19 protein-coding genes and 1 tRNA gene are annotated in these 24676 nt (G+C 47.5%); 17 read left to right on the top strand and 3 right to left on the bottom strand.

The annotated features are described in order from the left end of the window. Window positions 1–15 precede the first annotated feature (15 nt). The 9 genes from PEPTYR26121_RS07615 (at window position 16) to PEPTYR26121_RS07575 (ending at window position 12941) form a co-directional block, all read left to right on the top strand. The gene (locus PEPTYR26121_RS07615; RefSeq protein ID WP_180500738.1) at window positions 16–717 is read left to right on the top strand and encodes an ABC transporter ATP-binding protein; all 702 of its coding nucleotides are present in this window, start codon (window positions 16–18) and stop codon (window positions 715–717) included. Then, entirely contained in the window at window positions 701–4540 is a 3840-nt protein-coding gene (locus PEPTYR26121_RS07610; protein ID WP_180500737.1) for an FtsX-like permease family protein, read from the top strand. Before PEPTYR26121_RS07615 ends, PEPTYR26121_RS07610 begins: the two co-directional genes overlap by 17 nt. Before the next feature lie 97 nt (window positions 4541–4637). Continuing rightward, on the top strand, window positions 4638–5999 hold the full coding sequence (locus PEPTYR26121_RS07605; RefSeq protein WP_180500735.1) for an MATE family efflux transporter: 1362 nt from the start codon (window positions 4638–4640) through the stop codon (window positions 5997–5999). A gap of 252 nt (window positions 6000–6251) precedes the next feature. Then, window positions 6252–7613 carry a proline reductase-associated electron transfer protein PrdC gene (gene prdC, locus PEPTYR26121_RS07600; protein ID WP_425484719.1) on the top strand — a complete coding sequence of 454 codons (1362 nt, stop codon included), beginning with the start codon at window positions 6252–6254 and terminating at the stop codon, window positions 7611–7613. 21 nt (window positions 7614–7634) lie between these two features. Next, complete coding sequence (locus PEPTYR26121_RS07595) at window positions 7635–8108, top strand: glycine/sarcosine/betaine reductase component B subunit (RefSeq protein ID WP_180500732.1); 474 nt, start codon at window positions 7635–7637, stop codon at window positions 8106–8108. Window positions 8109–8693: 585 nt separating this feature from the next. Next, window positions 8694–10463 (top strand): D-proline reductase (dithiol) proprotein PrdA, encoded by a 1770-nt coding sequence (gene prdA, locus PEPTYR26121_RS07590; protein ID WP_180500730.1) that lies wholly within the window; start codon window positions 8694–8696, stop codon window positions 10461–10463. 3 nt (window positions 10464–10466) lie between these two features. Next, window positions 10467–10892 (top strand): CBO2463/CBO2479 domain-containing protein, encoded by a 426-nt coding sequence (locus PEPTYR26121_RS07585; RefSeq protein WP_180500728.1) that lies wholly within the window; start codon window positions 10467–10469, stop codon window positions 10890–10892. Between the two features lie 24 nt (window positions 10893–10916). Then, a complete protein-coding gene (gene prdB / locus PEPTYR26121_RS07580) occupies window positions 10917–11642 on the top strand; it encodes a D-proline reductase (dithiol) protein PrdB (RefSeq protein WP_180500726.1) in 726 nt (241 codons plus the stop codon). Window positions 11643–11696: 54 nt separating this feature from the next. Next, window positions 11697–12941 carry a glycine/sarcosine/betaine reductase component B subunit gene (locus tag PEPTYR26121_RS07575; RefSeq protein ID WP_180500725.1) on the top strand — a complete coding sequence of 415 codons (1245 nt, stop codon included), beginning with the start codon at window positions 11697–11699 and terminating at the stop codon, window positions 12939–12941. Between the two features lie 345 nt (window positions 12942–13286). Here the strand turns inward: PEPTYR26121_RS07575 and selB are convergent, their stop codons facing one another. The 3 genes from selB to PEPTYR26121_RS07560 are packed head-to-tail and all read right to left on the bottom strand — an operon-like array spanning window position 13287 to window position 17489. Continuing rightward, window positions 13287–15179 carry a selenocysteine-specific translation elongation factor gene (gene selB / locus PEPTYR26121_RS07570; RefSeq protein ID WP_180500723.1) on the bottom strand — a complete coding sequence of 631 codons (1893 nt, stop codon included), beginning with the start codon at window positions 15177–15179 and terminating at the stop codon, window positions 13287–13289. Between the two features lie 4 nt (window positions 15180–15183). Continuing rightward, window positions 15184–16581, bottom strand: coding sequence for an L-seryl-tRNA(Sec) selenium transferase (gene selA, locus PEPTYR26121_RS07565; protein WP_218956343.1), 1398 nt, complete (start codon window positions 16579–16581; stop codon window positions 15184–15186). Further along, window positions 16578–17489, bottom strand: coding sequence for a selenium metabolism-associated LysR family transcriptional regulator (locus tag PEPTYR26121_RS07560; RefSeq protein WP_180500721.1), 912 nt, complete (start codon window positions 17487–17489; stop codon window positions 16578–16580). Before PEPTYR26121_RS07560 ends, selA begins: the two co-directional genes overlap by 4 nt. A 419-nt stretch (window positions 17490–17908) precedes the next feature. Between PEPTYR26121_RS07560 and PEPTYR26121_RS07555 the strand changes: the two genes are divergently transcribed. The 8 genes from PEPTYR26121_RS07555 to PEPTYR26121_RS07520 all read left to right on the top strand — a co-directional run bounded on the left by PEPTYR26121_RS07555 (window position 17909) and on the right by PEPTYR26121_RS07520 (window position 24676). Further along, on the top strand, window positions 17909–18334 hold the full coding sequence (locus PEPTYR26121_RS07555; protein WP_180500719.1) for a sugar transporter: 426 nt from the start codon (window positions 17909–17911) through the stop codon (window positions 18332–18334). A gap of 461 nt (window positions 18335–18795) precedes the next feature. Continuing rightward, a complete protein-coding gene (gene prdA / locus PEPTYR26121_RS07550) occupies window positions 18796–20691 on the top strand; it encodes a D-proline reductase (dithiol) proprotein PrdA (protein ID WP_180500717.1) in 1896 nt (631 codons plus the stop codon). A gap of 3 nt (window positions 20692–20694) precedes the next feature. Further along, entirely contained in the window at window positions 20695–20958 is a 264-nt protein-coding gene (locus PEPTYR26121_RS07545) for a CBO2463/CBO2479 domain-containing protein (RefSeq protein WP_180500715.1), read from the top strand. A 22-nt stretch (window positions 20959–20980) separates the two neighbouring features. After that, the gene (locus PEPTYR26121_RS09300) at window positions 20981–21433 is read left to right on the top strand and encodes a glycine/sarcosine/betaine reductase selenoprotein B family protein (protein WP_218956342.1); all 453 of its coding nucleotides are present in this window, start codon (window positions 20981–20983) and stop codon (window positions 21431–21433) included. 294 nt (window positions 21434–21727) lie between these two features. Further along, window positions 21728–22471, top strand: coding sequence for a proline reductase cluster protein PrdD (gene prdD / locus PEPTYR26121_RS07535; protein WP_180500712.1), 744 nt, complete (start codon window positions 21728–21730; stop codon window positions 22469–22471). Between the two features lie 123 nt (window positions 22472–22594). After that, window positions 22595–22692 (top strand) — tRNA-Sec (locus PEPTYR26121_RS07530). 73 nt (window positions 22693–22765) lie between these two features. Next, window positions 22766–23773, top strand: a complete 1008-nt coding sequence (locus PEPTYR26121_RS07525) for a proline racemase (protein ID WP_180500711.1) — start codon at window positions 22766–22768, stop codon at window positions 23771–23773. A 24-nt stretch (window positions 23774–23797) separates the two neighbouring features. Next, window positions 23798–24676 (top strand): sulfite exporter TauE/SafE family protein, encoded by an 879-nt coding sequence (locus tag PEPTYR26121_RS07520; protein ID WP_218956341.1) that lies wholly within the window; start codon window positions 23798–23800, stop codon window positions 24674–24676.

Here is a 24676-nt window from a genome sequence, read left to right as displayed (position 1 = left end):
AGTGAGGGAAGCTTTTTGGCTTTTGTAGAATTTATCGAATCGACGAAGACCTACGGTAGCGGCGCGGCCAAGACCGTGGCCAATGACCACATCTCTTTCGCCATTGAAGAAGGGGAGTTTGTCGCCATTGTAGGCCCCTCCGGTGCGGGAAAGTCGACGATTTTAAATATTTTAGGGGGCATGGACACCAATGATTCCGGGCAGGTGATGGTGGACGGAAGAGATATCGCCGCTATGACGGAAAAGGAACTGACCACCTATCGCCGCTACGATGTGGGTTTCGTGTTTCAATTTTATAATTTAATCCCCAATTTAACGACTCTCGAAAATGTGGAGCTTGCCAATGCCATCGTGAACGATGCCATGGATGCGGAGGAGATTTTAAACCGAGTAGGTCTCGAGGAGCGGAAAAATCACTTCCCCTCCCAGCTTTCCGGCGGCGAGCAGCAAAGGGTGGCCATCGCCCGGGCCCTCGGAAAAAATCCCAAGCTTTTACTCTGCGACGAGCCCACCGGCGCCCTGGATTACAAGACCGGGAAACGTGTGCTCAAAATTTTGGAGGAAAGCTCCAGAAAACACGGCCGCACCGTGATCGTCATTACCCATAACCGCGCCATCGCCGAAGCGGCGGATCGGGTGATCGAAATTAACGACGCCAAGGTGCGGGATATTTATGTCAACGAACATCCCAAGACCATAGATGAAATCGAGTGGTAATATGACGCCGAGACAAAAAGATTTTATACGGGAAATTACGGGCCACAAACTGCGCTTTACCTCCCTTTTGGCGCTGATCGCCATCGGCGTTTTCGTGCTCGTGGGCCTTACGGTAACCGGGCCGATTATGCGCCGCACCATACAGAAGACCCTGGATGAGGGCAATCATTACGATCTGAAGTTGGATGTGGCGGAAGGTTTGGAAGACGAGGACTTGGAGCGGCTGAGCGCTCTCGACGGGGTGGCGGAAAAGGAATATTTTCACACTGCTTTTTTGACGAGTAAAAAGCGGGAGACTGTCTACATTTCCTCTTTGCCGAAGCGGATCAGCCTTCCGAATATTACCGAAGGTCGCGCCCCGAAAGCGGTGGACGAAATTTTACTGGATCACAGTTTGAAGGGAAAGTATTCCATCGGCGACACTATCGAATTTGAGCGAGAAGAAAATCCCTTCGATAAGGACGCCAAGCCCGTGTTCAACCGCTATTCCTATCGCGTAACGGGTTTCGCCAGGAGCATTTTGTTCTTAGACGACGAGAGCAAGGGCGCCACGCAGAGGGGAGATTCTATCGACGGCTTCGCCTATGTTTTGCCCCTCGCATTTCGCGACCCTACCATTACCCAGGCTCAATTTCAGTTTGAGGACTTAAAGGGCCTGGCAGTTTACAGCGACGAATATGTTCGCTTAAACGAGAGACACAAAGAAGGCTTTAAGGCTATTTTCAGCGATCGGCCGGAAAAGCGGCTCGACGAGCGGATCGCCGACATTCGGGGCGATATTCGAGATGGAGAAAAGGACATCGCCGAAGGTTACGATAAGCTCGACGATGGTTGGAACGCCATTTTAGACGGCGAAGCGGAGTGGGCCCGCGGTGAAAAAGACTTTCTGAAAGGGAAGGCCGATTTTCAAAAGGGCATCGCTCGAGGGGAAGCCGCCCTTAAAGATTCTAAGAGTAAACTGAACATGGCGAGAAACAGCATTTTGTTTCAGGAAGACCGATTGAGCGCCGGAGAAAAGGCCCTTCTCGACGGAGAAAACGCCATTGCCGCCGGCATAGTGGACGGTTTAGCCGGGAAAGATCGAGCCCTCGCGGGGATCCAAACCGCCGACGAGGCCTTGGAAAATATTCTCCGGGAAGAAAAAACCATTCGGGAAGCTAAGGAACGCTTAGAGAGAGGCGAGGCTCCTGCGCTCAGGTCTGTCCCCGAGCTGCCCTACTCCGAGAAGACCATAGCCGATGCAAAGGCGGAGCTTTCCGCTATTGACGAGCAAAAGGACGCCCTTCGCGGGAAATCGATAGCTGCGCAGAAAGAGCTTATGGAAAAACAGGCTCGCTACGAGGAAGCCCTTGCGACCTTAAAGAAAACGGGCGTCGATGAACAGGCCATCGGCGAAAGAATAAAGGCCCTCGACGAAAAAATCTCCGACTTAAAAGAAGGGGAGGATGGCTCGAATTTAGAAAAGCAGAAAGCCGAGCTTGAAAACGCCCTAAAATCTCCCGCCTATCTCAAGGCGAAAAGAGAAGCGGATCGCCTGAAAGGAGAACGGGATAAGGCGACGAGATCTTTCGAGAAACGGAAAGACGCCATGCTCGCAGGTAACAAGCGAAAAAGAGAGCTGAACGTTATGATCGCCGCACAAAACGGGGCGAAAGACGCCCGCGAAAAAGCCTTAGCTCAATTGGAGCGGGAACAAAATAACGGTGCGGCAAAAGAAGAGGTGAAACTGGCAAGAGCCAAGGCGGAGCTCGCCGCCCGGGAAAAAGAAGTGGCGGAACAAAAGGAAAGAGCCCTCGCGGTCAAGGCGAAGAGCGAAGAAGCCCTTCGAAAACTGGATGCAAGCAGGCGTGACCTGGCTCTCGCGGAATCGGAGCTTAAAAATAAAAAGAAAGAGATCGAAGCGGGAAGCGCCGAAATCGCGGCGGCAAAAGCAAAACTTCGCGAGGGAGAGAGTGAATTCCAAAAAGGGAAGGAAAGCTTGGATGCCGAGCGAAGAAAAGGCAAGCGGAAGCTGGATCTTGCGGAGGCGGAACTTTACGAGGGAAGGGCGGATTTAGATGAAGCTCGGGCCGAATATGCCGCCGAAAAACCCGACGCCCTAAAGGATTTAAAAGAAGGGGAGGAAGATCTGGCGAGAGCGCGGGACATCCTCAACATCATTGAAAAGCCTATCTACGAGATCACCCCCATGAATGAAGAGGGCATCGCCTATACTTTCCTGGATTATAGTGATCGGATCGATCAGCTGTCCATGGTGTTTCCCGTCTTTCTCTTCGCTATCGCTCTTCTCCTGGCCTCCACGGTGATGAACCGTATGGTGGACGAGGAGCGCATTCTTATCGGCACGTACAAAGCACTGGGCTATTCCGATGGCGCTATCGCATGGAAATACGTACTATTCGGTACGCTGGCCGCTCTTTTAGGTGGTATTCCCGGCGGCATACTGGGGAACTTCTTACTGAGCAGCGTCGTCGCCGAGGCCTATTTAAGCGGCGCGTCGGTTTCGGGACTCGCCAAGGGGTGGTACCCGATGCATATCGTCTTTTCCGTTATCCTCGGCATGCTCGCCACGGGCTTTATCGCCTGGATCAGTGCGCGAAAAAGTTTGCGCCATAAAACGGCCACCCTCTTATTGCCGAAGCCGCCCGCCAAGGGTACCCGGATCGTATTGGAGCGAATTACGCCCCTTTGGAAGCGGCTGAGCTTTTTCCAAAAAGTGACGGCTCGCAACCTCTTTCGGGATAAAAAGCGCATGGCCATGACCATCGTCGGCGTCATGGGCTGCGTGGCTCTGCTTTTATTGGGATTCGGCATCCGCACATCGGTCGACGGCCTGGTGAACAAGCAATTCAAAGAAATCGATCGGTACGATTACATGGTGCGCTTTGAGCCTGCTATCGATCGGGAAGATCATGAAGCTTATTTGAATCATCTGAAGAACGACGCGGAAATACGCACGGCCGTCGCCGGCCATATGGAATCCCTACAAGTGGATTACGACAAAGGCCTGGATCAAAACCTGATAATGGTGGTTCCCGAAGATACGGCTTCACTTAAAAAGGTCGTAAATCTGAGAGAGCGGAAGAGCGGAAAGGCCATCGATCTTACAAAAGGCGCCGTCATTACAGAAAAGCTCGCCGAAATTAAAGACGTAAAACCGGGAGATGTTCTCGTCGTCAAAGATGAAGACGAAAGGGAGTACAAGATTCCCATTGCGAGCATCGCCGAAGGTTATGCCGGCCACTATCTTTACATGGACAGGAAAGATTACGAAGAGATCTTCGATAAAAAATACGAAGAGAATATGCACTATCTGGCTACCGGCGGAAAAGACGTGTCCCGTTACAAGGATTACGATTCCGTCGTGGCTCTCATCGACACCAATACCATGTCCGATCGCGTAGATCATGTGGCGTCGAATATTAATTTTATCGTCATGGTCATATTGGCGGCCTCCTCCACTCTGGCCGTAGTAGTACTCTCCACTTTGACCACCATAAATATTGAAGAAAGGCGGAGGGAAATCTCCACGATCCGCGTTCTGGGCTTTTATCCGAAAGAAGTGACCCGCTATATTTACAGGGAAACGGCCACCCTTACGGCGGTGGGAATTATTCTCGGCTTCTTCGTGGGCAAGGCCCTTCACGGGCTGGTCATTCGCGTCGTCGTTCCCGAGTTCGCCATGCTGGATCCCGCTCTCGGCTTCATGAATTACTTCCTGCCCGCAGTAATTACCATCATCATTTCCACGCTCCTCATGTTCTGGTTCCACGGCAAACTGCAAAAAATCGACATGGTGGAAGCGCTGAAGAGTGTAGAATAATTTGACTGAAGGAGAGAAAAGTGATAACCTAGATAAGATAGAAAAAGGGCCGCGTGTGCCCTTTTTCATTTGTCTAAAATTTACAGGAGGTGACCGGATGAAAGAAAATAGAATGGGTTATGAGCCGATTCCCAAGCTTTTAATGAGCATTTCATTGCCTATCGCTTTGTCCATGCTCGTACAGGCTCTTTATAATATAGTCGATAGCATCTGGGTTTCCCGCGTCGGCGAAAGCGCCCTTGCGGCGGTCAGCGTGGCATTCCCCATGCAAATGCTCATCAATGCTTTTTCTATCGGTATCGGAGTAGGGATGAACGCCCTTTTAAGTCGTCACTTAGGTGAAAAGAATCCGCGGGCGGCCAATCTTTGTGCTCAACACGGTCTCCTGCTCAATATGATCGTCGGCATTCTATTCGCCGTCTTCGGCGTCATGGCGGCGCCGAAGCTGATCGCCATGCAGACGAGCGATCCGGCCATTATTCGAGACGGCGTACGTTACTTAAACATCTGTTTTCTTTTCAGTATCGGTCTTTGCGGCCAGATCTGTATGGAGCGGCTTCTGCAATCCACGGGGCGTGCGGTCTACAGTATGTACACCCAACTTTTCGGCGCGGGCCTCAATATCGTTTTGGATCCCTTCTTTATTTTCGGCATCGGATTCTTCCCGGAAATGGGCGTGGTAGGTGCGGCAGTGGCTACGGTTACGAGCCAAGTCCTCGCCTTTATCTTCGGCCTATATTTAAACTTTACGAAGAATAAAGAGCTGGATCTTTTGCAGGATCACTTCCATATCAATGGAGAAATTATTAAAGGAATTCTCGCCGTGGGCGTTCCTTCGGCCATTATGATTTCCGTAAACTCCGTCTCCGTCTTTATGATCAACTCCATACTCGCCGCTTTCGGCGCTGCCGCCGTAGTGGCCCTGGGGATTTATTTTAAAGTGAACAGTTTCGTATTTATGCCCATCTTCGGTATGAATAACGGACTCGTACCCATTATCGCCTATAATTACGGAGCGGGGCATAGGGACAGGATTTATGAAGTTATTAAGCTCGCCTATAAAACGGCCATTATCTTTATGACGGGAGGCTTTTTACTTTTCCAACTCTTCCCGGCACAAATTATGGGCTTTTTCGATCCGTCGCCGGAGCTTTTATCCATCGGCGTAACGGCTTTAAGGATTATTTCTATATCCTTTATTTTTGCGGCAGTGAGCGTCATCAGTTCCGGGATCTTCCAATCCTTTGGAAACGGATTGATCAGTATGATCGTCAACTTAGTACGTCAATTGATTTTAATCATTCCCCTGGCTTATTTCTTTTCAAAGACGGGCGTTCTCGCTTATGTATGGCTCGCCTATCCCATAGCCGAGTTTGTAGCGATGCTAATCGCCATCTACTTTATGAAGAAGATCGATAAGAATAAGATCAGATCGATGCTTTCCATAGACGACGAATAAACTTATGAAATAAACTCATCGAAGGATGGGTTTATTTTTTTTATGCAGTATAGAAAAATACAATAGACTTATTTTATAGATTATAATCTTTAAAGAAATCCTCGGAAGCCTTGAAAATCAGATAAAAAATCGTGGAATAAGCTTTCCCCCGTCCTTGACTGAAATAAAGGTGATTGCTATAATTCAAATGAGGTTGAATAGCCATAATCCAACAGAAAACGATTTTCTTCCAAATCCGTTCCGTTTTGGAGGATACTAGATCTAGTAAGGAGTGTAGATATGGGAAGACAGTTCAAGTTTTTTCTAAAACAAGGTGTCGGTGCACCGCCGGTAACATGTGTTAAAAAAGGTGATAAAGTTAAACGCGGTCAAGTCATCGCCGACTATGAACCGGAAAAATTAAGTGTGCCCCTGCACACCTCCGTTACCGGTACCGTAACCGATGTACAAGAAGATTACATTACCGTTGAAGCTGAAGGCAATCCCAGCGTTAACGACGATTACGTAAAACTCGAGCCCGGTAAAGACGATGCTGAAACCGTCCGCAAGGCCGGCATCCTCGGCATGGGCGGCGCAGGTTTCCCCGCTTATGTCAAAATGAACACCGATCTCAAAGGAAAAGATGGCTATATTCTTTGTAACGCAGCAGAATGTGAGCCCATCCTCGATCACAACATGACGCAAATCATGGAAGAAACCGATGCGCTTATCAGCGGTATGCAAATTGCCATGAAATCCACCGGTGCTACCAAGGGTATTATCGGTATTAAGCTCAAACATAAAGAAGAAATCAAACACATTAACGGCATCTTAAAGGAAAAAGGAATCAAAGATATCCGCATCCTTCCCTTAAGAAACATTTATCCCGTCGGTGAAGAACGCGCACTCGTTCGCGATACCGTCAACAAACTGCTTCCCCCGGGTGCACTTCCTGCTGAAGCGAACTGTGTCGTATTTAATATCGAAACCCTTTGCTGCATCCACCATGCGGTTAAGGACTTAAAACCCTGTATCGATAAATACGTTACCGTAGCAGGTAAATTTAAGAAATTCACCGAAAAGGGACAAAAAGAAGTTATTCATATTCCCTACGGCATGATGATCGATGATATTGTCGAAGACTTCGGCGGTCTCGACGAACCCGTCGGCGAAATCTTAATCGGCGGACCCTACACCGGTCGTCGCAACAAAGAAAACAACTCCATTTACAAATTATACGGCGGCGTAACCGCTACCGAACCTTTCCAAGAAGCAAAAGGCCCCATGGGCATTATCCAATGTGCATGCGGTCCGGCTAAGGAAAGACTTTACGAAATCGCTCAATCCTTAGGTCAAGAACCTATCGATTACCGCGTATGTAAAAACGCCGTAGAACAAAAGAACGGCACTTACAAATGTAAAGATCCCGGAAACTGCCCCGGCCAAGCTGAACACATCCTCGCATTCAAAAAACAAGGCTGCGAATCTGTTCTTATCGGCCACTGCACCGACTGCTCCAACACCGTTATGGCATCGGCTCCCAAGGCAGGTCTCGAGGTTAACCACGCTACGGATACGGCACTTCGCACCATGGGCATGCCGCTCATTCGTAAATTTGACGAAAACGCCCTGTAAACCAAAGATTGGGGGTAGATTATGGGCATCGGTCCATCGACAAAAGAAACCAGTTTACACCATTTTAGAGATCCCATCGTGGAACTTTTAGGTGAAGACACGGACATCGATTTTCAAGGTGTCGTCCTCGTCGGAACGCCCCAAGACAATGAAGATAAATACTTTGTGGGTACCCGCGCCGCATCCTGGATTGAAGGGATGCGTACAGACGGCGTCATCCTATCGGCGGACGGCTGGGGCAACTCCCACGTCGACTTCGCCAATACCTGGGAAGAACTCGGCAAACGTGGCATCCCCACTGTCGGCGTAACCTTCCAGGGAACACAGGCTTCCTTCGTCGTAAAGAACAAATACATGAACACCCTCGTCGATATTAACAAATCGGAACAGGGCATCGAGACGGAAGTCGTCGGTGAAAACAATGTAGATCTTATGGACGCAAGAAAAGCCATCGCCCTCTTGAAACTGAAAGTTCGTAAAGAAGGCAGAAAATAAAAATCAAGAACCTGATCTTATGATCGGGTTCTTTTTTTGTGCTCGAATAAGCTCAAAATTATAAAGAAGAAAAAGATGGAAATGTGACTGGTATACAATAGCTAAATGATGATGAATGTGGTCTTATGAAAATATGAAAACATGGAGAAAGCTAGGAATCAGTAATTACAATGATTATGAGAGAAGGATAGGAAAACATCTATAGAAAAATCGAATACAGGTATAGATTAAAAATACGAATAGGGAACAGAGATAATAGAAAGTTTTAATATCGTAACAAAGTTATTGACTAATTATTTCATAGATTGTTATCATGTAGTCATGCAGGGGCGATAAAGGCTAAAATAAGCCGTTTCCTTACGAGGAGGATCTCTATACTCGACATTTTTAATTTAAAATCGGGAAAGAGTTTGATCATTTAGCTTTCGCGGTGCAGATTTTCTAAAAGGATCCGTAGAAAATCGACGGTTAAATCTGTTCGTTAGAATAATTCCTCGGAATCGCAATGCATACAAAGGCTACTCCTGCCTTTGTGAGAGTAGACATATTCATTTCCTGAAAATTGTAGTGCTAAGGAGGCTGTAAATGTCACTAACCAATGAACAACTACAAGCGCATCTAAAAGATCCTGCTGTCTTTTGTTGCCGCACCCCGAAGGGGACGAAGATTTCAGCAGAAAACTTAGAAGATCCCGGTTTATTCCCCGATTTAGTGGATGCCGGCTTGATCGAATTGACCGATAACGGTTTGACGATTGAACAAGTTTTAGGTTCTACATTGAAAGATGACGCGGAAGCGTTGATCTCTATTACTGCCGACATGGTCGATGCAGTTCAAGAACCGGAAAAAGAAGAAGAAAAGCCTCAAAAAGAAGAAAAAACAACTGTGGCTCAAGGTCCCGTAGGAGGAAGCGGCATGATTCGTATTGAAATCGGCAAAGCTGAAAAATTTGACGGATTGAAGCTTGAAGTTCCCGTAGGCGGCGTAAGCGGTGCACCGGGTGCATTCGCAGGCGCTCCGACTGCACCTGTCGTAGGCGAAAAAAAGGTACTTCATAAACTCGTAAAAAAACATATTAAAATTACCGACGCTAAAATCGGCGACGAAACCTCGATCAAAGACGGTGTCATTACTATCGATAAAAACATCGTAAAAGAAGCTCTTAAAGAAGACGTTCTCGTTAAAAGTCTGGAACTCGACGTTATCCATCCCGATAACCGCCACGTAGAAACTGAAACCATTATGGACGTCGTGCCCATCGCTACCAAGATCGAAGGCAAACTGGGCGAAGGCGTAACCAAAATCGTCGACGGTGCAGTTTTTATGCTCACCGGTGTTGACGAAGACGGCGTTCAAATTCACGAATTCGGTTCCTCGGAAGGTTACTTAGATGAGCAAATGTTCTTCGGTCACCCCGGCTGTGCCGATGAAAACGACATTATCATTCGTTGCCACGCCGTCGTCGAACGCTTAACCGGTATGACCAGACCGGGTCCCTTGGCTGCACACAAATGCCAAGACCACATTATTCAAGCAGTTCGTAACGAATTGAAAGACTACGAAGGCGAAGTCGTTAAAGAAGAGCTTTGCGAAGACGTTCGTCACCCGGGTAAACCTCGCGTATTACTCGTAAAAGAAATCATGGGTCAAGGCGCCATGCACGACAACTGCTTGTGCCCCGCCGAACCTTGCGGCGTAGCAGGCGGTCGTATGAACGTAGACTTAGGAAATGTTCCTCTCGTATTAAACTCCAACGAAATCAGAGACGGTGCCGTTCACGCATTAACCTGTATCGGACCGGCAACGAAAGAAATGACGCGCCACTACATTCGCGAACCACTTATCGAAGGTTTAGCTGAAGACGATGAAATCGACTTAGTAGGCGTTTGCTTAATCGGTTCTCCCCAAGTCAATGACGAAAAAATGTGGGTTTCCGAACGTTTAGGCTCCACTCTAGACTCCCTATCCTTAGACGGCGTTATCATCACCACTGAAGGTTTCGGTAACAACCATATCGACTTTGTAGAACACATCGGTCAAGCCGGTTCCAGAGGTATTCCCGTCGTCGGCGTTTCCTTCTGTGCTTACCAAGGTCAATTAGTCGTCGGTAACGAATATGCCGATGCCATGGTAGAAGAAAACTTAGACGCAGGCGGATTTGAAAACGACATCGCCGGATGTAACTGCATTACTCCGGAAGTCGCTACAAGAGCTATTCAAATGCTTAAGAACAAAATCGAAGGCGTTCAAATTCTTCCTGCCGAAAAGAAATGGAATCACGACGTTATTAACGAAAACAACAAGATTTTAGGTTTACCTGAAAGCAAACTTGTAGAAAGCGGTACGGATCACTAAGCCATGAAGTATCAAATTCAACCGGTAAAGGTAACGGGTAAGATAAAAAAGTTTGATTCCATCGATGGCGACAAGTTGAAAATTCACTTGAGCGGACGACTGGGTGTGCTGGTGATAGGTAAGGACATGATCTTAAATATCGAAGAGTTTGAGCGCGATCGTAAGCTGAGCTTTTACTACAGTTACATTACCGTGCAGGATCAGCCTTTCGATAACGATGTCTATGATCTCGTAAATCAAGAAGAACCTTCACCTTGTATCGTAAGCGGTACGATCAGCGAAGTTAACGATACGGCCATCGAAGTCAAGATGAACCGTGACCTCGGTTGGATTCGCGTGCCCAGACGCACCATGATTACGAATGTGGTATTAGAAGAAGGATTACCCGTCGAATTTTATTTAAGCAAAGCGCAAGTCATTACAGATTAAAGCAAGTTATGAAGGAGGACTGAAATGACTTTAACGACAAAGGAAGGACTAAGATCTGAGATTTTTGTTCCTATTATTCCAAAAGCAGTTTTCAATGAACTGAAAAAACCCCTCAGCGAATGTAAAGTAGCATTTATTACGGCAGGCGGTATCCATAATAAAAAGGATAAACCGTTCAACACTTCCGGCGATTACTCTTATCGTGTAATTCCCTTCGATACTCCCTCGAGCGAATTGATGGTAACCCACGGCGGCTTCGACAACTCCGACATTAACAAAGACGTCAACGCCATGTTCCCCATCGATCGTCTCCATGAATTAGTAGAAGAAGGATTCATCGGCTCTTTGCCCGAAGAAACCTACACCTTTATGGGCGGCGGCGGAAACGTGGAAAAATTCCGCGAAGAAACCGGCCCTGAAATCGCAAAGAAACTTAAAGATCAAGGCGTAGACATCGTTCTTTGTACCGGCGGTTGCGGTACCTGCCACCGTTCGGCAACGATCGTTACCCGTGCTTGTGAAGAAGCCGGCATGAGCTGTGTGGTTATCGCGGCCCTTCCGCCTATCGCAAGACAACAAGGCGCTCCTCGTATCGCCGCAGCCCACGTGCCCATCGGATCCAATGCCGGTGAACCGAACAATGTGGAAATGCAAATGGGTATCTTAAAAGATTCCCTCGAATGGGTTCGCGACTGCCCGAGCTATAACCAAACCGAAATGCTCCCCTACGAATATCGTCATAACGTCTAATGCATCTATAGAAAGCTGTCACATTGTGGCAGCTTTCTTAGAAAGGGGGCATTTATGGGCTTAGGTCCAAGTATTAAAATGACGACGCTCCACCATTACCGTTGTCCGATTACGAAATGTCTGGCCGAAGATGAGGATTTAGACTTTCCGGGCATCATCGTTAATGGCGTAAGTGAAGTGTTTGACGACAAAGTCTTTACCGCTATTCGCACGGGCGAATTGGCAGAGGCGCTTAAAATTGACGGCGCCATCGTCGCCATCGACGGATGGGGGAACCATCATCTGGATTTTGTCAACGTCATCGAACAACTGGGTAAGCGAGGCATTCCCTCAGTTGGCGTAAGCTATTTAGGACAACAAGGTCGTTTGGTCGCCACCAATAATTACGTGGATACGATCGTCGACATTAATAAAGAAGCGTCGGGTTACGAAACCTGCATGGTTGGCCAAAACAATGTAACCGATCTGGATGCTCAAAAAGCAGTGGGCTTATTAAAATTAAAGCTGAAGCGAGAAGGAAAACTTCCCGTAGAGTTGGCGGATGAACCTATCGATAAACATCGACTGACGAAGAAAAATTTCCGCATCACCTCGGTGGCTTTCGGCGAGAAGACGACGATCGAGCGGGGACACTTGACCCTTCGAAAGGGAATTGAGACGCGCATCGTCGAAACGGAAAGCCGTATTCGCGGAATCGACGTTCGTTTTTTAAAACCTGGAGATGTGGACTGGTTCGTTAATTCCAATTTAGATTTTTCGCCCATTGCCGTTAAAAACCGCGGCCCATTGGGGCGAGGCATAACCCATTGTTTAACGGGGATTACCGTCATGAGTACGGGAGTCGAAGCGAAGACGGGGTTCCAGCCTTCAAATATAGGTTCCTCGGAAGGACTTTTAAAAGAGCGCGTCGCCTTTAATCAGGCGGGTACTCCCTCTTCTGATGACTTCATTCTCCACATCGACTATCTCTTTGAACCGGGAGAAGGCCGGACGGCGGAAGGGCTGGAAGCGGCGCACCGCAGTACAGATCGCATCGTCGATGAAATCAGAAGAGAATTAAAAGACCTTCAATCCATGCGGAGTGAAAAGGAAGAATTTTATGATAGAGAACGGCCGGGGAAACCGCGGGTCATTCTCGTAAAAATCACCTCCGGTTTGGGGAATATGTATGACAGCTCCATATTCCCGAAAGAACCGGCGGGTTATATCGAATCTCGTCTGCTCAGAGATTGTAACAATATTCCTTTCTTTATAACTCCCAATCAATGTCGAGACGGTGTATTGCACACCTTGTTGTAAATTACAGATAGATAATAAGGATAAAGATCATCTATTCAATCTCATGCTTTTAAAATAAAGCGAAAAAGGCGCAGGGAGACCTGCGTCTTTTTGCATGCTTTTCTTTAGTTTCTCTGGGAGTATCCTCCCTTTTCCTCAACAAAAAAACGCCCCGAAGGGGGCGTTTAGATCTCTCTCATATTATTTTTTGGAGAATAGTTTTCGAAGAATGAGGACAACCAAAATGGCAGTGACGATGACGGCAAGAAAGCCGACGATAGGAGCTGTAGCGTACATTTCCATAAAGCACCTCCGAGGAAAGAAATTGTAATCTTACTTTCATTATAAAAATGGGGGGTAAAAGGTTTACGCCTTCACTCTAATCCCGTCTTTAAATAGGGTGTAGCCCATTTCATCCATTTTATCCAGAATATCTACGGCGTATTTTCTCGACGTGTCGATGGCATTTCTGAAATCGGCGAGTTTTAAGGATCCGTCTTTTTCGATCATTTCCATGGCCATGGCCACGGCCTTGTCGAAGTAATCTTTATGAATGCGACCGTTGGGGAGATTAATGAGGGTGCCGGATTCGGTCATAAATTTAAGGATCTGATCGTATTTTTTACCTACGCGCTTAAAATCGTCGTCGTTTGCAAATTCGAAGCCGGCCTTTAAGGCGATTTTTTCCGCCGCATCCCATTGTTTTTCCTGTTCCGGTGTCAAGGTGGCGGTAAAGCCCGTTTCCTCTACGCGAAGGCCATGGTCTACCAGCTTGTGCATGGTAAAGAAGAGCTGAATAAATCCGTCGGTGAGGCGGTCGTCATCTAAATGTTCCACCTGTTGCAATTGATGGCGAAGGGATTGCTTGGGCATACCCGTTTCCAGTGGAAACTCCTCGTGGTAGCGGGCGAGAATATCTTGTACGCTTAAGAATACACCCCCCACTGTATCTTTGTGGATGGTCATTCCTTCGATGAGGGGGACGGCAACGCCTTCTTTTTGAAGGGCATCTAAGGCTTCGTCAAATCGCTCCGGCGTAAAGCCCAAGCGGTGGGCCAGGGCTTCGTCGGAATCGTAGCGGTAGCGGTTTTCGGCGAGTGCCAGGGAGAGGACGGTTTCGTCGTCGCCGTTTTCCTTTTTCTTCAGTTCCTCGATAACGGCGAGATTCCGGCGCTTATGGCGCTTCGGCTTCACTTCCAGCACCTTGCCCCCGGCCATGGATTCTACGGGCGAGAAAAAGCGCAGGACAAAGGGATCGTCTTTTCGAAGGGGGATGGCCTCTTCAAAGCGAAGTTGGCCATAGCCCTGTTCGTCGGGTTGAAGCTCGTCGTCGCCGAAGAGAATGACTCGTGCGAGAACTTCGCCGCTCCCGTAGTTTACGTGAACGCGGGAAGAGTTTAACAGAACTTTTTCCGTAGATTTAAACATGGCGATGGAAACGTCCGCCTGTTCGGTAAGGGGCAGAGCGTTCGGGGGAGCGAGTACGTCGCCGACGGCGATGTCTTCTTTTTTCAGTGTCAGATTAAGGGCGACTCTTTGGCCCGCATAGGCCGCATCGGCTTCCTTGGAGTGAACCTGAATGCTTCTGACCGTCGTTTCTTTTAAGGAAGGATAGAGGGAGAGCGTATCTCCCTTTTCGATGGATCCCTCGACCAGGGTACCCGTTACCACTGTGCCGTGGCCTGCAATGGTAAAGACTCGGTCCACGGGTAGGCGGGCGAGGCTTTTATCTCGCGGTGGTCCCTCGATGGTCTCCGCCATATCTAAAATCGCATTTCGAAGCTTATCGATATTGTTTCCTGTGTAGGCGGAGACGGAGATCATAGGGGCGTCTTCTAAAAAACTTCCCTTCACCATAGCCTTTACTTCATCTTCCACCATGGGGACGAACTCCGGATCCACGAGATCGGTTTTCGTAATGACGACGATGCCCTTATCCGAGCCCAGGGCTTTTACGATTTCAAAGTGCTCCCGGGTCTGGGGCATAATGCCTTCTTCTGCCGAGACGAGGAGGAGCACCAGGTCCACGCCGCCGATGCCCGTGAGCATGTTATGGACGAATTTTTCGTGGCCGGGCACGTCGATAATGCCGATATCCATGTTGCGGTCGTTTTCCAGCGTGCTGTAGCCGGGGTTAATGGTAATGCCCCGCTTCTGTTCTTCTTTTAATGTATCTAAATCGACGCCGGTCAGGGCCTTTAGGAGCGTGGTCTTTCCGTGATCCACGTGGCCCGCCGTGCCGACGATGACGTTTTTCATAGTTTCACCTCATATAATCGAAGGCGTCGACGATGATTTTGGAGTCGCCCTTTTGGAGTGTGCGGGGATCTAAAAGTAAATGATCCTTGGCGATGCGCCCGATAATGGCGGGTTCGTGCATTCTGAGGGCGTGTTCCAATTGGGATGCGGAACAGTTTTTATCCTCTACGCTTACTACATAGGTGTCCAAAGTTTCGCCGGGGCAGGAGCCGCCGCCGATTTGGCTCTTATCTTCGACGACTTCCGCCCTATAGCCCAAGCGAATCAGTTCGTCTCTTAAAGCTTCGGCTTCGTCTTTAATTTCGTCGAGAGATTTCGTGATCATGGCGAGAGTGGGAATTTCTTCCCGGGCCGCCTTGGGATTGCGATAAGATTCCAGAGTCGCCTCGAGAGCCGCAAAGCTCATTTTATCCATGCGCACTACCCGCGCCAGGGGATGGCGCTTCATGCGGTCGATGTATTCTTTTTTGCCGATGGCGATGCCCGCCTGAGGGCCACCTAGAAGTTTATCCCCGCTGAAGAGAACGAGGTCGGCGCCGGAGGCCAAAGCTTCTCGAACCGTAGGCTCGTAAATTCCCACATCGGATAGGGAATCCATCAGGCCGCTTCCCAAGTCGTAAATTAAGGGGAGGTCGTGTTCGTCGGCGATAGCCCTCAATTCCTCGAGTTCCACTTCTTGGGTAAAGCCCACCACTTTAAAGTTACTGGTGTGGACTTTTAAGATCGCGTCGGCTTCTTCCGATGCGGCAGCCTTTTCGTAATCTCTCGGGTGTACCTTGTTAGTGGTGCCGATTTCCTTTAAATGGGCGCCGGAGAGTTCGATAATTTCGGGGATTCTGAAAGATCCGCCGATTTCCACAAGTTCCCCTCGGCTCACGACTACTTCGCCGCCGTCAGTTAAGGCGCTGATAGCGAGGAGCACGGCCGATGCATTGTTGTTGACCACCATGGCGTCTTCTGCGCCTGTAATATCGCGGACGAGGCCGCTTAAAATATCGTGGCGGCTGCCTCGACGTCCTTCGTCGATGGCATATTCTAAATTGGCGTAAGAGGGTGTGAGCTTTTCGATGCGCTCGAGCGCCTTCCGGCTCAAGAGGGAGCGGCCGAGATTCGTATGCAAAATGACGCCGGTTGCGTTAATCACCGGTCGCAAATTCGGCGTCATCTGATCGTTTATTTTACTGTAAATCCTTTTTTGAATCTCCTCTAAAGAAGCGAGGGATTCGAGAGGAGATTCGTCTTCCGCTTGAAGAATGTCGCGGCGCACGGAATCGATGGCCTCCCGCACGGCGTCTTTCAACGCTACGGGATCCATGTTTTCCGCCTTTAAACTCTCGAGCACGTCGTTAACCTGGGGAAGCTTCCGCAGGTAATTAGATTTTTCCTTCATTGATATAGTCATTTCGATTCCACCTTGTCGTGAATGTATTTTTTAAAGGCCTGTGCCGGTAAAGACAAGACCGTATTCTTATTCCATACCATATAAAAATCTCGGCTCATATTCAACTCTTTAATCTTAAAAATTAAGTAATTGCGAGCCTCATAATTTTCGTAGGCGGAAATTTTCGAGATGACGGAGATCCCAAGGCCGTATTCCACACATTTTTTAATGGATTCGATATGGGTTAAAAGGGCGCTCATGCCCCATTGATAGCTGGAGTACCCTAGCTTTTCCACTTCCTTCTCAAATTGGCGGCGAGTGGCGGAGCCTTCTTCTCGCCAAATAAAGTTTTCCCCTAAGATCTCCTTAATGCTGATGGTCTTGTCTTTCTTATACATGGCCATGTACTTTTCGTTTTTAGGGCATATTAAGACGAGGGGATCGGTAAGCACTTTTTCGGATCCGAGAGCGGCGTTGGGTTTCTTTCCTAAAAATCCGATGTCTCCCTGACCGGCCAGCAAATTATTTTCCACAATGTCGCTGTCCGATTGATCGATGAAAAAGCGGACGAAGGGATTTTCTTCCCGAAATTCCAATAAATGCTTCGGCAGCCAGGATTCTCCGATAACGGAAGACACCTGCATGGATAAAACGCCGGCAATGTCTTCGCGAACATCCTTTTTCACTTCTCTGAGGGCTTCATCGCGAATATTCATAAGCTCCACGGCGTAGCTGTAAAGCTTTTTGCCGTCTTCAGTGAGCACCGCTTCGCCTCGATTGCGATTGAGTAAAATGACGCCCAACTCCTTTTCCAAGCTGATCACGTGGGCGGAAATAGTAGGTTGGGTTAAAAACGCGGCGTCCGCTGCGCGGGAAAAGCTTTTGTATTTCACCACATTTACAAAAGCGTTGATTTGTTTGAAATCCATAGAATCCTCCTGGCTGATAATGGCTGAACGAAAATTATGAAGTGGGCATTTTATTGCAATTTGTAAGGAATATAGTATCTATATTTTAACATAGAAATTCCTCTAAACTGATTTATAGATACATTATATAGAGAGCGAGTGCGTATAGTGTAAATCAATAAGCTACATCTATATTGCAATTGTTCTCTAAAAAAGATCGAAAGAAAATATCGGCTATGAATCATAGAGTGAAAAAATGTCCGGTATAGATTTTAATAATACATCTTCCGAGAGAATAGAAAATATTTATCGAAAAAATGAATTTGACCTGAAAAATTTATCTTGCTATAATCTTGTTGTAAGAATAAATGGCGTCGGCCGAATGCCGAGCCCTTTGTTTCAAGTCGAGGCATAGCATTCGACATCATTAGGAGGTTATTATGTCTATTACTCAAGAAACTGCACTACAACATAAAGACGATCCGGCCGTAACATGCTGTCGTTTTGAAGCTGGCGAACTCGTCGAAGCTTCCATCCTGGAAGACCCGGCGATTTTCGGCGACCTTGAAGATTCCGGTCTTCTCGAAATTACCGACGAAACCTTAACCATCGGTCAAGTACTCGGCGCGAAACTAAAAGAAACCGTCGATTCCTTAACGCCTCTAACAAAAGATCTCTTAGAAGATATCCCCGAAACACCACTCGGCGAAGAAGGAGAAGAGGAAGAAGCTGAAGCAGCTGAGGGAGAAGCGCAATTCGAAACCGTTCCGGTTGCACAAGGTTCTGCACCTGTGGTAACGGGCTATGCAACTCTGAAAATTGCAAAAGGCGAAAACATCGAAATTTCTTTCCCGGTATACGGCTAATTGGACAGAGATCCGAAACTTTCCTTCAATAGAATAGAGGGCAATAGATCGATTCAGGAAGTCTATTTATTTATCTATAGTTCATTTTAAATGGATATAGACAAAAAAGCTAGGCTATCGATCTAATCAATACAGAAATATTTTGAATAGAAAATGCCTTTTATCGGGAAAATTAAAAATTAACAAACGTTGATAAATGAACGGTATCAGATGTGCCGAAGGAAAATACGGGAAAAGAGACCGGTCTCTTTTCCCGTATTTTCGGTCAAAAAAACTTTTTTCTAAAAAGATTTTGGAGTTATTTGTCATATTTGACCTCTTTTTCATCTGTTGATATAATTGTGACACAACGATGAGTTGATCGACTCCGATCGTACTCAGTCGTTCATTAGGATGGAAATTGTTCGATCCGATGGAGATGTGATCCGTCGCATCCCGATTAGCAAAAAAGGAGGAAGAATATGTCTATTACCAAAGAAACGGCAATGCAGCATTTAAATGATCCTGCTGTAACCTGTTGCCGATTCGAAGCCGGTGAAGTCGTAGAGCCTTCTATTTTAGAAGACCCCGCGATTTTCGGCGACCTGGAAGACACAGGTTTGTTGGAAATCACCGACGAAACCCTCACTATCGGCCAAGTTATTGGTGCGAAACTTAAGAAAACGGTTGATTCTTTAACCCCCTTAACAAAAGATTTAGTGGAAGACCTTCCCGAAGTTCCCTTCGGTGAAGAGCCCGCAGAAGAAGAAGCTCCCGCAGCAGAAGCAGCAGCTCCCGTAGCAGAAGCAGCAGCTCCCGCAGCAGAAGCACCTTCCGTAGCAGGCTATGCTAACATTAAGATCGCTAAGGGCGAAAACATTGAAATCAGCTTCCCCGTAGTAGGTGGCTCCGGCGTAGGCGCAGGCGCTCAAGCAGCAGCTGCAGCAGCAGGTGCACAAGCTCCCGCAGAACTCGCTAAAGACGAATTCATCGAAGGTGAAACCCACGAAATTCGTAACTTAAGAAAAGACTACTACACCATCGAAAAAATTGAACGCGGTCCCGAAACCAAAATCGAAGGCACCACGCTCTATATCCGCGAAGGTATCGAACAAGAAGTTATCGATTCTCAAGAACTCGTTAAAGACTTCAAGATCGACATCATCACCCCGGATCGTTACGATGAATACTCCGAAACCATTATGGACGTTCAACCGATCGCTACTAAAGAAGAAGGCGAATTAGGTACAGGCGTTACTCGCGTTATCGACGGCGCCATCATGATGCTGACCGGTACCGATGAAGGCGGCGTTCAAATCGGTGAATTCGGTTCTTCCGAAGGTGAAATGGACAGAAACATTATGTTCGGTCGTCCCGGAAGCCCGGACGAAGGCGAAATGTTCATTAAATGTCAAGTTACCATTCAAGCGAAGACCAACATGGAACGTCGTGGACCCATGTCCGCTCACCACGCAGCAGACCACATGGTTGACGAAATTCGTCAAGCACTTAAGCAGCTTGAAGCTGAACCTGTTCGCAGCGAAGAATTCTCTCACGTTCGCAAAGACGGCCGCAAGAAAGTCCTTATTATTAAGGAAATCATGGGTCAAGGCGCAATGCACGACAACTTATTGCTCCCCATCGAACCCTGTGGCTGGTTAGGTGGTCACCCCAACGTCGACTTAGGTAACCTTCCGATTATGCTTTCTCCGCTCGAAATCTTAGACGGCGGCGTTCACGCATTAACCTGTATCGGACCGGCATCTAAGGAAATGTCCAGACACTACTTCAGAGAACCCTTGGTACTCGAAGCATTGGCTGACGACGAAATCGACTTAATCGGTGTTATGCTTGTAGGTTCTCCCCAAGCCAATACTGAAAAATTCTATGTATCCAAACGTCTCGGTATGACCGTTGAAGCTATCAACCCCGACGGTGTTATCATCACCACTGAAGGTTTCGGTAACAACCACATCGACTTCGGTTCTCACCACGAACAAGTAGGTCTTCGCGGTATCCCCGTTGTCGGTATGAGCTTCTGTGCCGTCCAAGGTGCACTTGTAACCGGTAACGAATACATGGTAGCTATGGTCGACAACAACAAGTCCAGACAAGGTATTGAAAACGAAATTCTCGAAAACAACACCCTCTGTGAAGAAGACGCAATCCGCGCATTGGCTATGTTGAAGAACCAAATGGCTGGCGAAGAAGTTAAAGCTCCGGAACGTAAATGGAACCCGAACGTTAAGCTCAACAACGTTGACTTAATCAAGGAACAAACCGGTCGCGAATTCGATCTCGTAGAAAACGAAACCATCTTGAAGATGAGTAAGAAACGTCGCGAAATTTACGAAAAGGACGAAGCAGGAGAAGAATAATTCATGGATAGGCTCAAATATATTTCAACGGAACGATATGTCGAAGGCATTATCGTCAATCTAACCGATGTTTCGGTAACCATCGACTTTAAAGGCAGAATGGGACAGTTGAAAGTTCCTATGCGCAATATCATTTCCGAGTATCCCCTTGAAGAGGGAATGGAAGTTGGTATGCTAATGACTATTCCCGAAGTCATCAACGACGAAGTCAATGAAGGGTATAAACGAAATATCGAGCTTAGAAGAGAAAGAGGTCTTCTTGATTAGTTTCGCTTAAGGAGGAAACAGAATGAAGCTTACAACCGTAAAAGGCTTGCAGTCTGAGATCTTCGTTCCCATTACCCCGGACCCCGTATGGACCCCGGTAACCAAGGAATTGAAAGATATGCGCGTTGCATTCGCAACAGCTGCAGGCGTTCACTTAGTTAGTCAAGAGCGTTTTAACCTGGCAGGTGACACGACTTTCCGTGAAATCCCCGGAGACACCAAAGATGAAGACTTAATGGTATCCCACGGTGGTTACGACAACTCTGACGTTAATAAAGACATCAACTGTATGTTCCCGCTCGACAGATTGAGAGAACTTGCAGAAGAAGGATTTATCAAAGAAGTAGCACCGTTCCACTACGGATTCATGGGCGGCGGTGGCGACCAAGACGCTTTCACCCACAAAACCGGCCCTGCAATTGCTCAAAAACTTAAAGATGAGGATGTAGACGCAGTTATCCTCACCGGTGGCTGAGGTACCTGTCACCGCACCGCGACAATTGTTCAACGTGCGATAGAGGAATCGGGTATTCCTACCATCTTGATCGCTGCACTACCTCCGGTTGTCCGTCAAAACGGATCCCCGCGTGCCGTTGCTCCTCGTGTACCGATGGGCGCTAACGCAGGTGAACCCCACAACGTCGAAATGCAACATGGCATTTTGAAGGCAACCTTAGAGCAATTAGTTGAAATTCCGAGCGCAGGCAAAATTGTACCCCTGCCCTTCGAATATATCGCTCACGTATAATAGAACTGTTGGAGGGATAGAATGGAAGACATTCAAAAACGTCGCTTAGTGATTCGCGCTTTCCACGCTGATGAGGTTGAATTCGGCAATAAACCCGCTATGACAGACGGCAAACTTACAGTAGTAGACCATGCCGAAAATAATAGCGAGCTCGTCGTGAAATCGACGGTCGAAATCCTACAGCCTCACGACCACGATCGGGAAGTGAACAGCATCATGGACGTTATCCCTATCTCAACAAAAGTACTTGGCAGATTAGGTGAGGGTGTAACACACACCCTTACCGGCTGCTATATTGTACTGACAGGTGTCGATGAAGACGGCCGTCAGATCGGTGAATTTGGTTCATCGGAAGGTAACTTACAGGAACAACTCTATCTCGGCAGGCGGGGTACCCCGGGCGAAGAAGATGTGATCATCCACATCGACGTTCTCGTCAAAGGCGGTCAGCCCTTCAGCCGTGAACTTGCCAATGCGGCATTCCAAGTTGCCGAAGATTATATTCAACCTATTCGAAAGATGATGAAAGAGTTAAACGGTGCAAAGGCTACCGAATCTCACGATTATTACGATATCGAGAGAAAAGGCGGCATGAAGGTCGTGCTATTGAAACAAATCGCCGGCCAAGGTGCCATGTACGATAATATGATCTTCCCCTCGGAGCCCTCGGGCTTTGATGGACTCTCCATTATCGACATGTACAATATGCCCGTTTATTTAACGCCAAATGAATATCGAGACGGTGCCATTCGCGCACTTGTATAAACAAAAAAATAATTAATAAGGATGCCGAGTTCTTCGTCGATTTATTATCAGGATTATGGTATGATACCTATTGAGGGAGACCTCGGTTCTTTATCCTTATTTATATTTCTTTTCATATTACCTGGGAGCAGATAGGTGTCTGGTGTGCCTCGCGGTCTTCAAAACCGTTGTGAGAAGTTCGAAGCTTCTTGGGTGGGTTCGATTCCCACATGTTCCCGCCATTTTACATAAATGGTAAATGGGTTTTATGTTCTGAAATGGGAAAATGTTTTTATAGTTGTAAGGAGGATCATAATGAAATTTTCTAGAAGCATTCATGCCGTAGACTCTCATACCGCCGGCGAAGCTACACGTGTCGTCATTGGCGGCATCCCCAACATCCCGGGAAAAAGTATGCCCGAAAAGAAACAATACCTCGAAGATAATCTGGACTACTTGCGTACCGCCATTATGTTAGAACCCCGCGGACACAACGACATGTTCGGTTCTATCCTTACCCAACCGACGAATGATGAAGCCGACTTCGGTATCATCTTCATGGATGGCGGCGGATACCTTAACATGTGTGGTCACGGTACCATCGGTGCAATGTCCGTTGCTGTTGAAACCGGCATTGTTCCCTGTGAAGAACCCGTTACCAAAGTTGTTCAAGAAGCTCCCGCAGGTATCGTTCGCGGCGAAGTAGAAGTTGAAGACGGTCATGCTAAGAAAGTTACCTTCACCAACGTTCCCGCATTCCTTTACAAAGAAGATCAAGAAGTTGAACTTCCCGGATACGGCAAGATCAAATTCGACATCGCCTTCGGCGGCAGCTTCTTTGCAATTGTAAAAGTTGATCAAATCGATGTCACCATCGAACCGGAAAACGCACAAGTTCTTAATAAACTTGGTATGCAACTTCGCGACATCATCAACAAAGAAATCAAAGTTCAACACCCCGAACTTCCCCATATTAATACCGTCGACCTTATCGAATGGTGGTCCGAAACCGATACACCGGGCGCAACCCTTAGAAACTGTGTCGTCTTCGGTCAAGGCCAAGTCGACAGATCTCCCTGTGGAACCGGTACCAGTGCTAAGATGGCAACCCTTTACAAAAAAGGCGAGCTTAAAATTGGCGAAGAATTCGTTTACGAATCCATTCTCGGTACCTTATTCTATGGTAAACTCCTCGAAGAAACTAAGGTTGGCGACTTAGATGCCGTTATTCCTCAAGTTTCCGGTTCCGCTTGGATCACAGGCTTCAACCACTTTGTAATCGATGAAACCGACCCCTTGAAACACGGTTTCGTTCTCGGATAAGATCATATTAGATAGGAGTAGCACATGATTGTTAATCTACTATTAGGAGTATTGGGTGTTCTCACCCTTTACTTCCTATTCTTCTTCGTTAAAGACGTTGCCGCTAACAAAGAAGTTATGGCACACGAGCAAGCAAGCTGGGTTAAATCCGGATTTATCGGCGCGTTCGTAAACTTCTTCGATACACTAGGTATCGGAAGTTTCGCACCTCTTACCGCTTTACTCGACTTCTTCAAGCAATTAGACCACGACCGTTTACTTCCCGGTACCTTAAACGTATCCTGTACGATCCCCGTTATGACGGAAGCTTTCATTTTCATTCAATCCGTTGAGGTTGATCCGGTAACTCTATTTTCCATGGTAGCGGCTGCTATTGTCGGCTCCTTCGTAGGTTCCAGAACCGTATCAAAGCTTCCCGAAAAGAAAGTACAACTCTACATGGGTATCGCACTTCTCGTAACGGCAGCACTTATGCTCTTAAGACAATTCGGCGTATTAGACGCTCTCGGAACCGGTAACGAAGCTATCGGCTTGGAAGGCATCAAGCTTGTCATCGCTGTTGTTATCAACTTCTTCCTCGGCGCTTTAATGACCATCGGTGTAGGTCTTTACGCTCCCTGTATGGCACTCGTCTACATGCTCGGCTTAAACCCCTTGGTTGCGTTCCCGATCATGATGGCTTCCTGCGCAGGCTTAATGCCCGTAGCCAGTGCTGAATTTATTAAAGCAGGTGTTTACGCTCGTAAATCCAGTATCGCCATTACTATTGGCGGTATCATCGGTGTATTCATCGCTGCTAAATTCGTTACAGGCCTTCCCATGGACGTTCTTACGATTATCATCACCATCGTCGTTATCTACACGGCTATCACCTATATTCGTAAGTCCAAAGCACATGCATAA

This window comes from Aedoeadaptatus nemausensis, from assembly GCF_903819165.1.
Taxonomy (GTDB): Bacteria; Bacillota; Clostridia; order Tissierellales; family Peptoniphilaceae; genus Aedoeadaptatus; species Aedoeadaptatus nemausensis.
The sequence above is the reverse complement of the archived record's forward strand: the minus strand, read 5'-3'. Positions and strand labels throughout refer to the sequence as shown.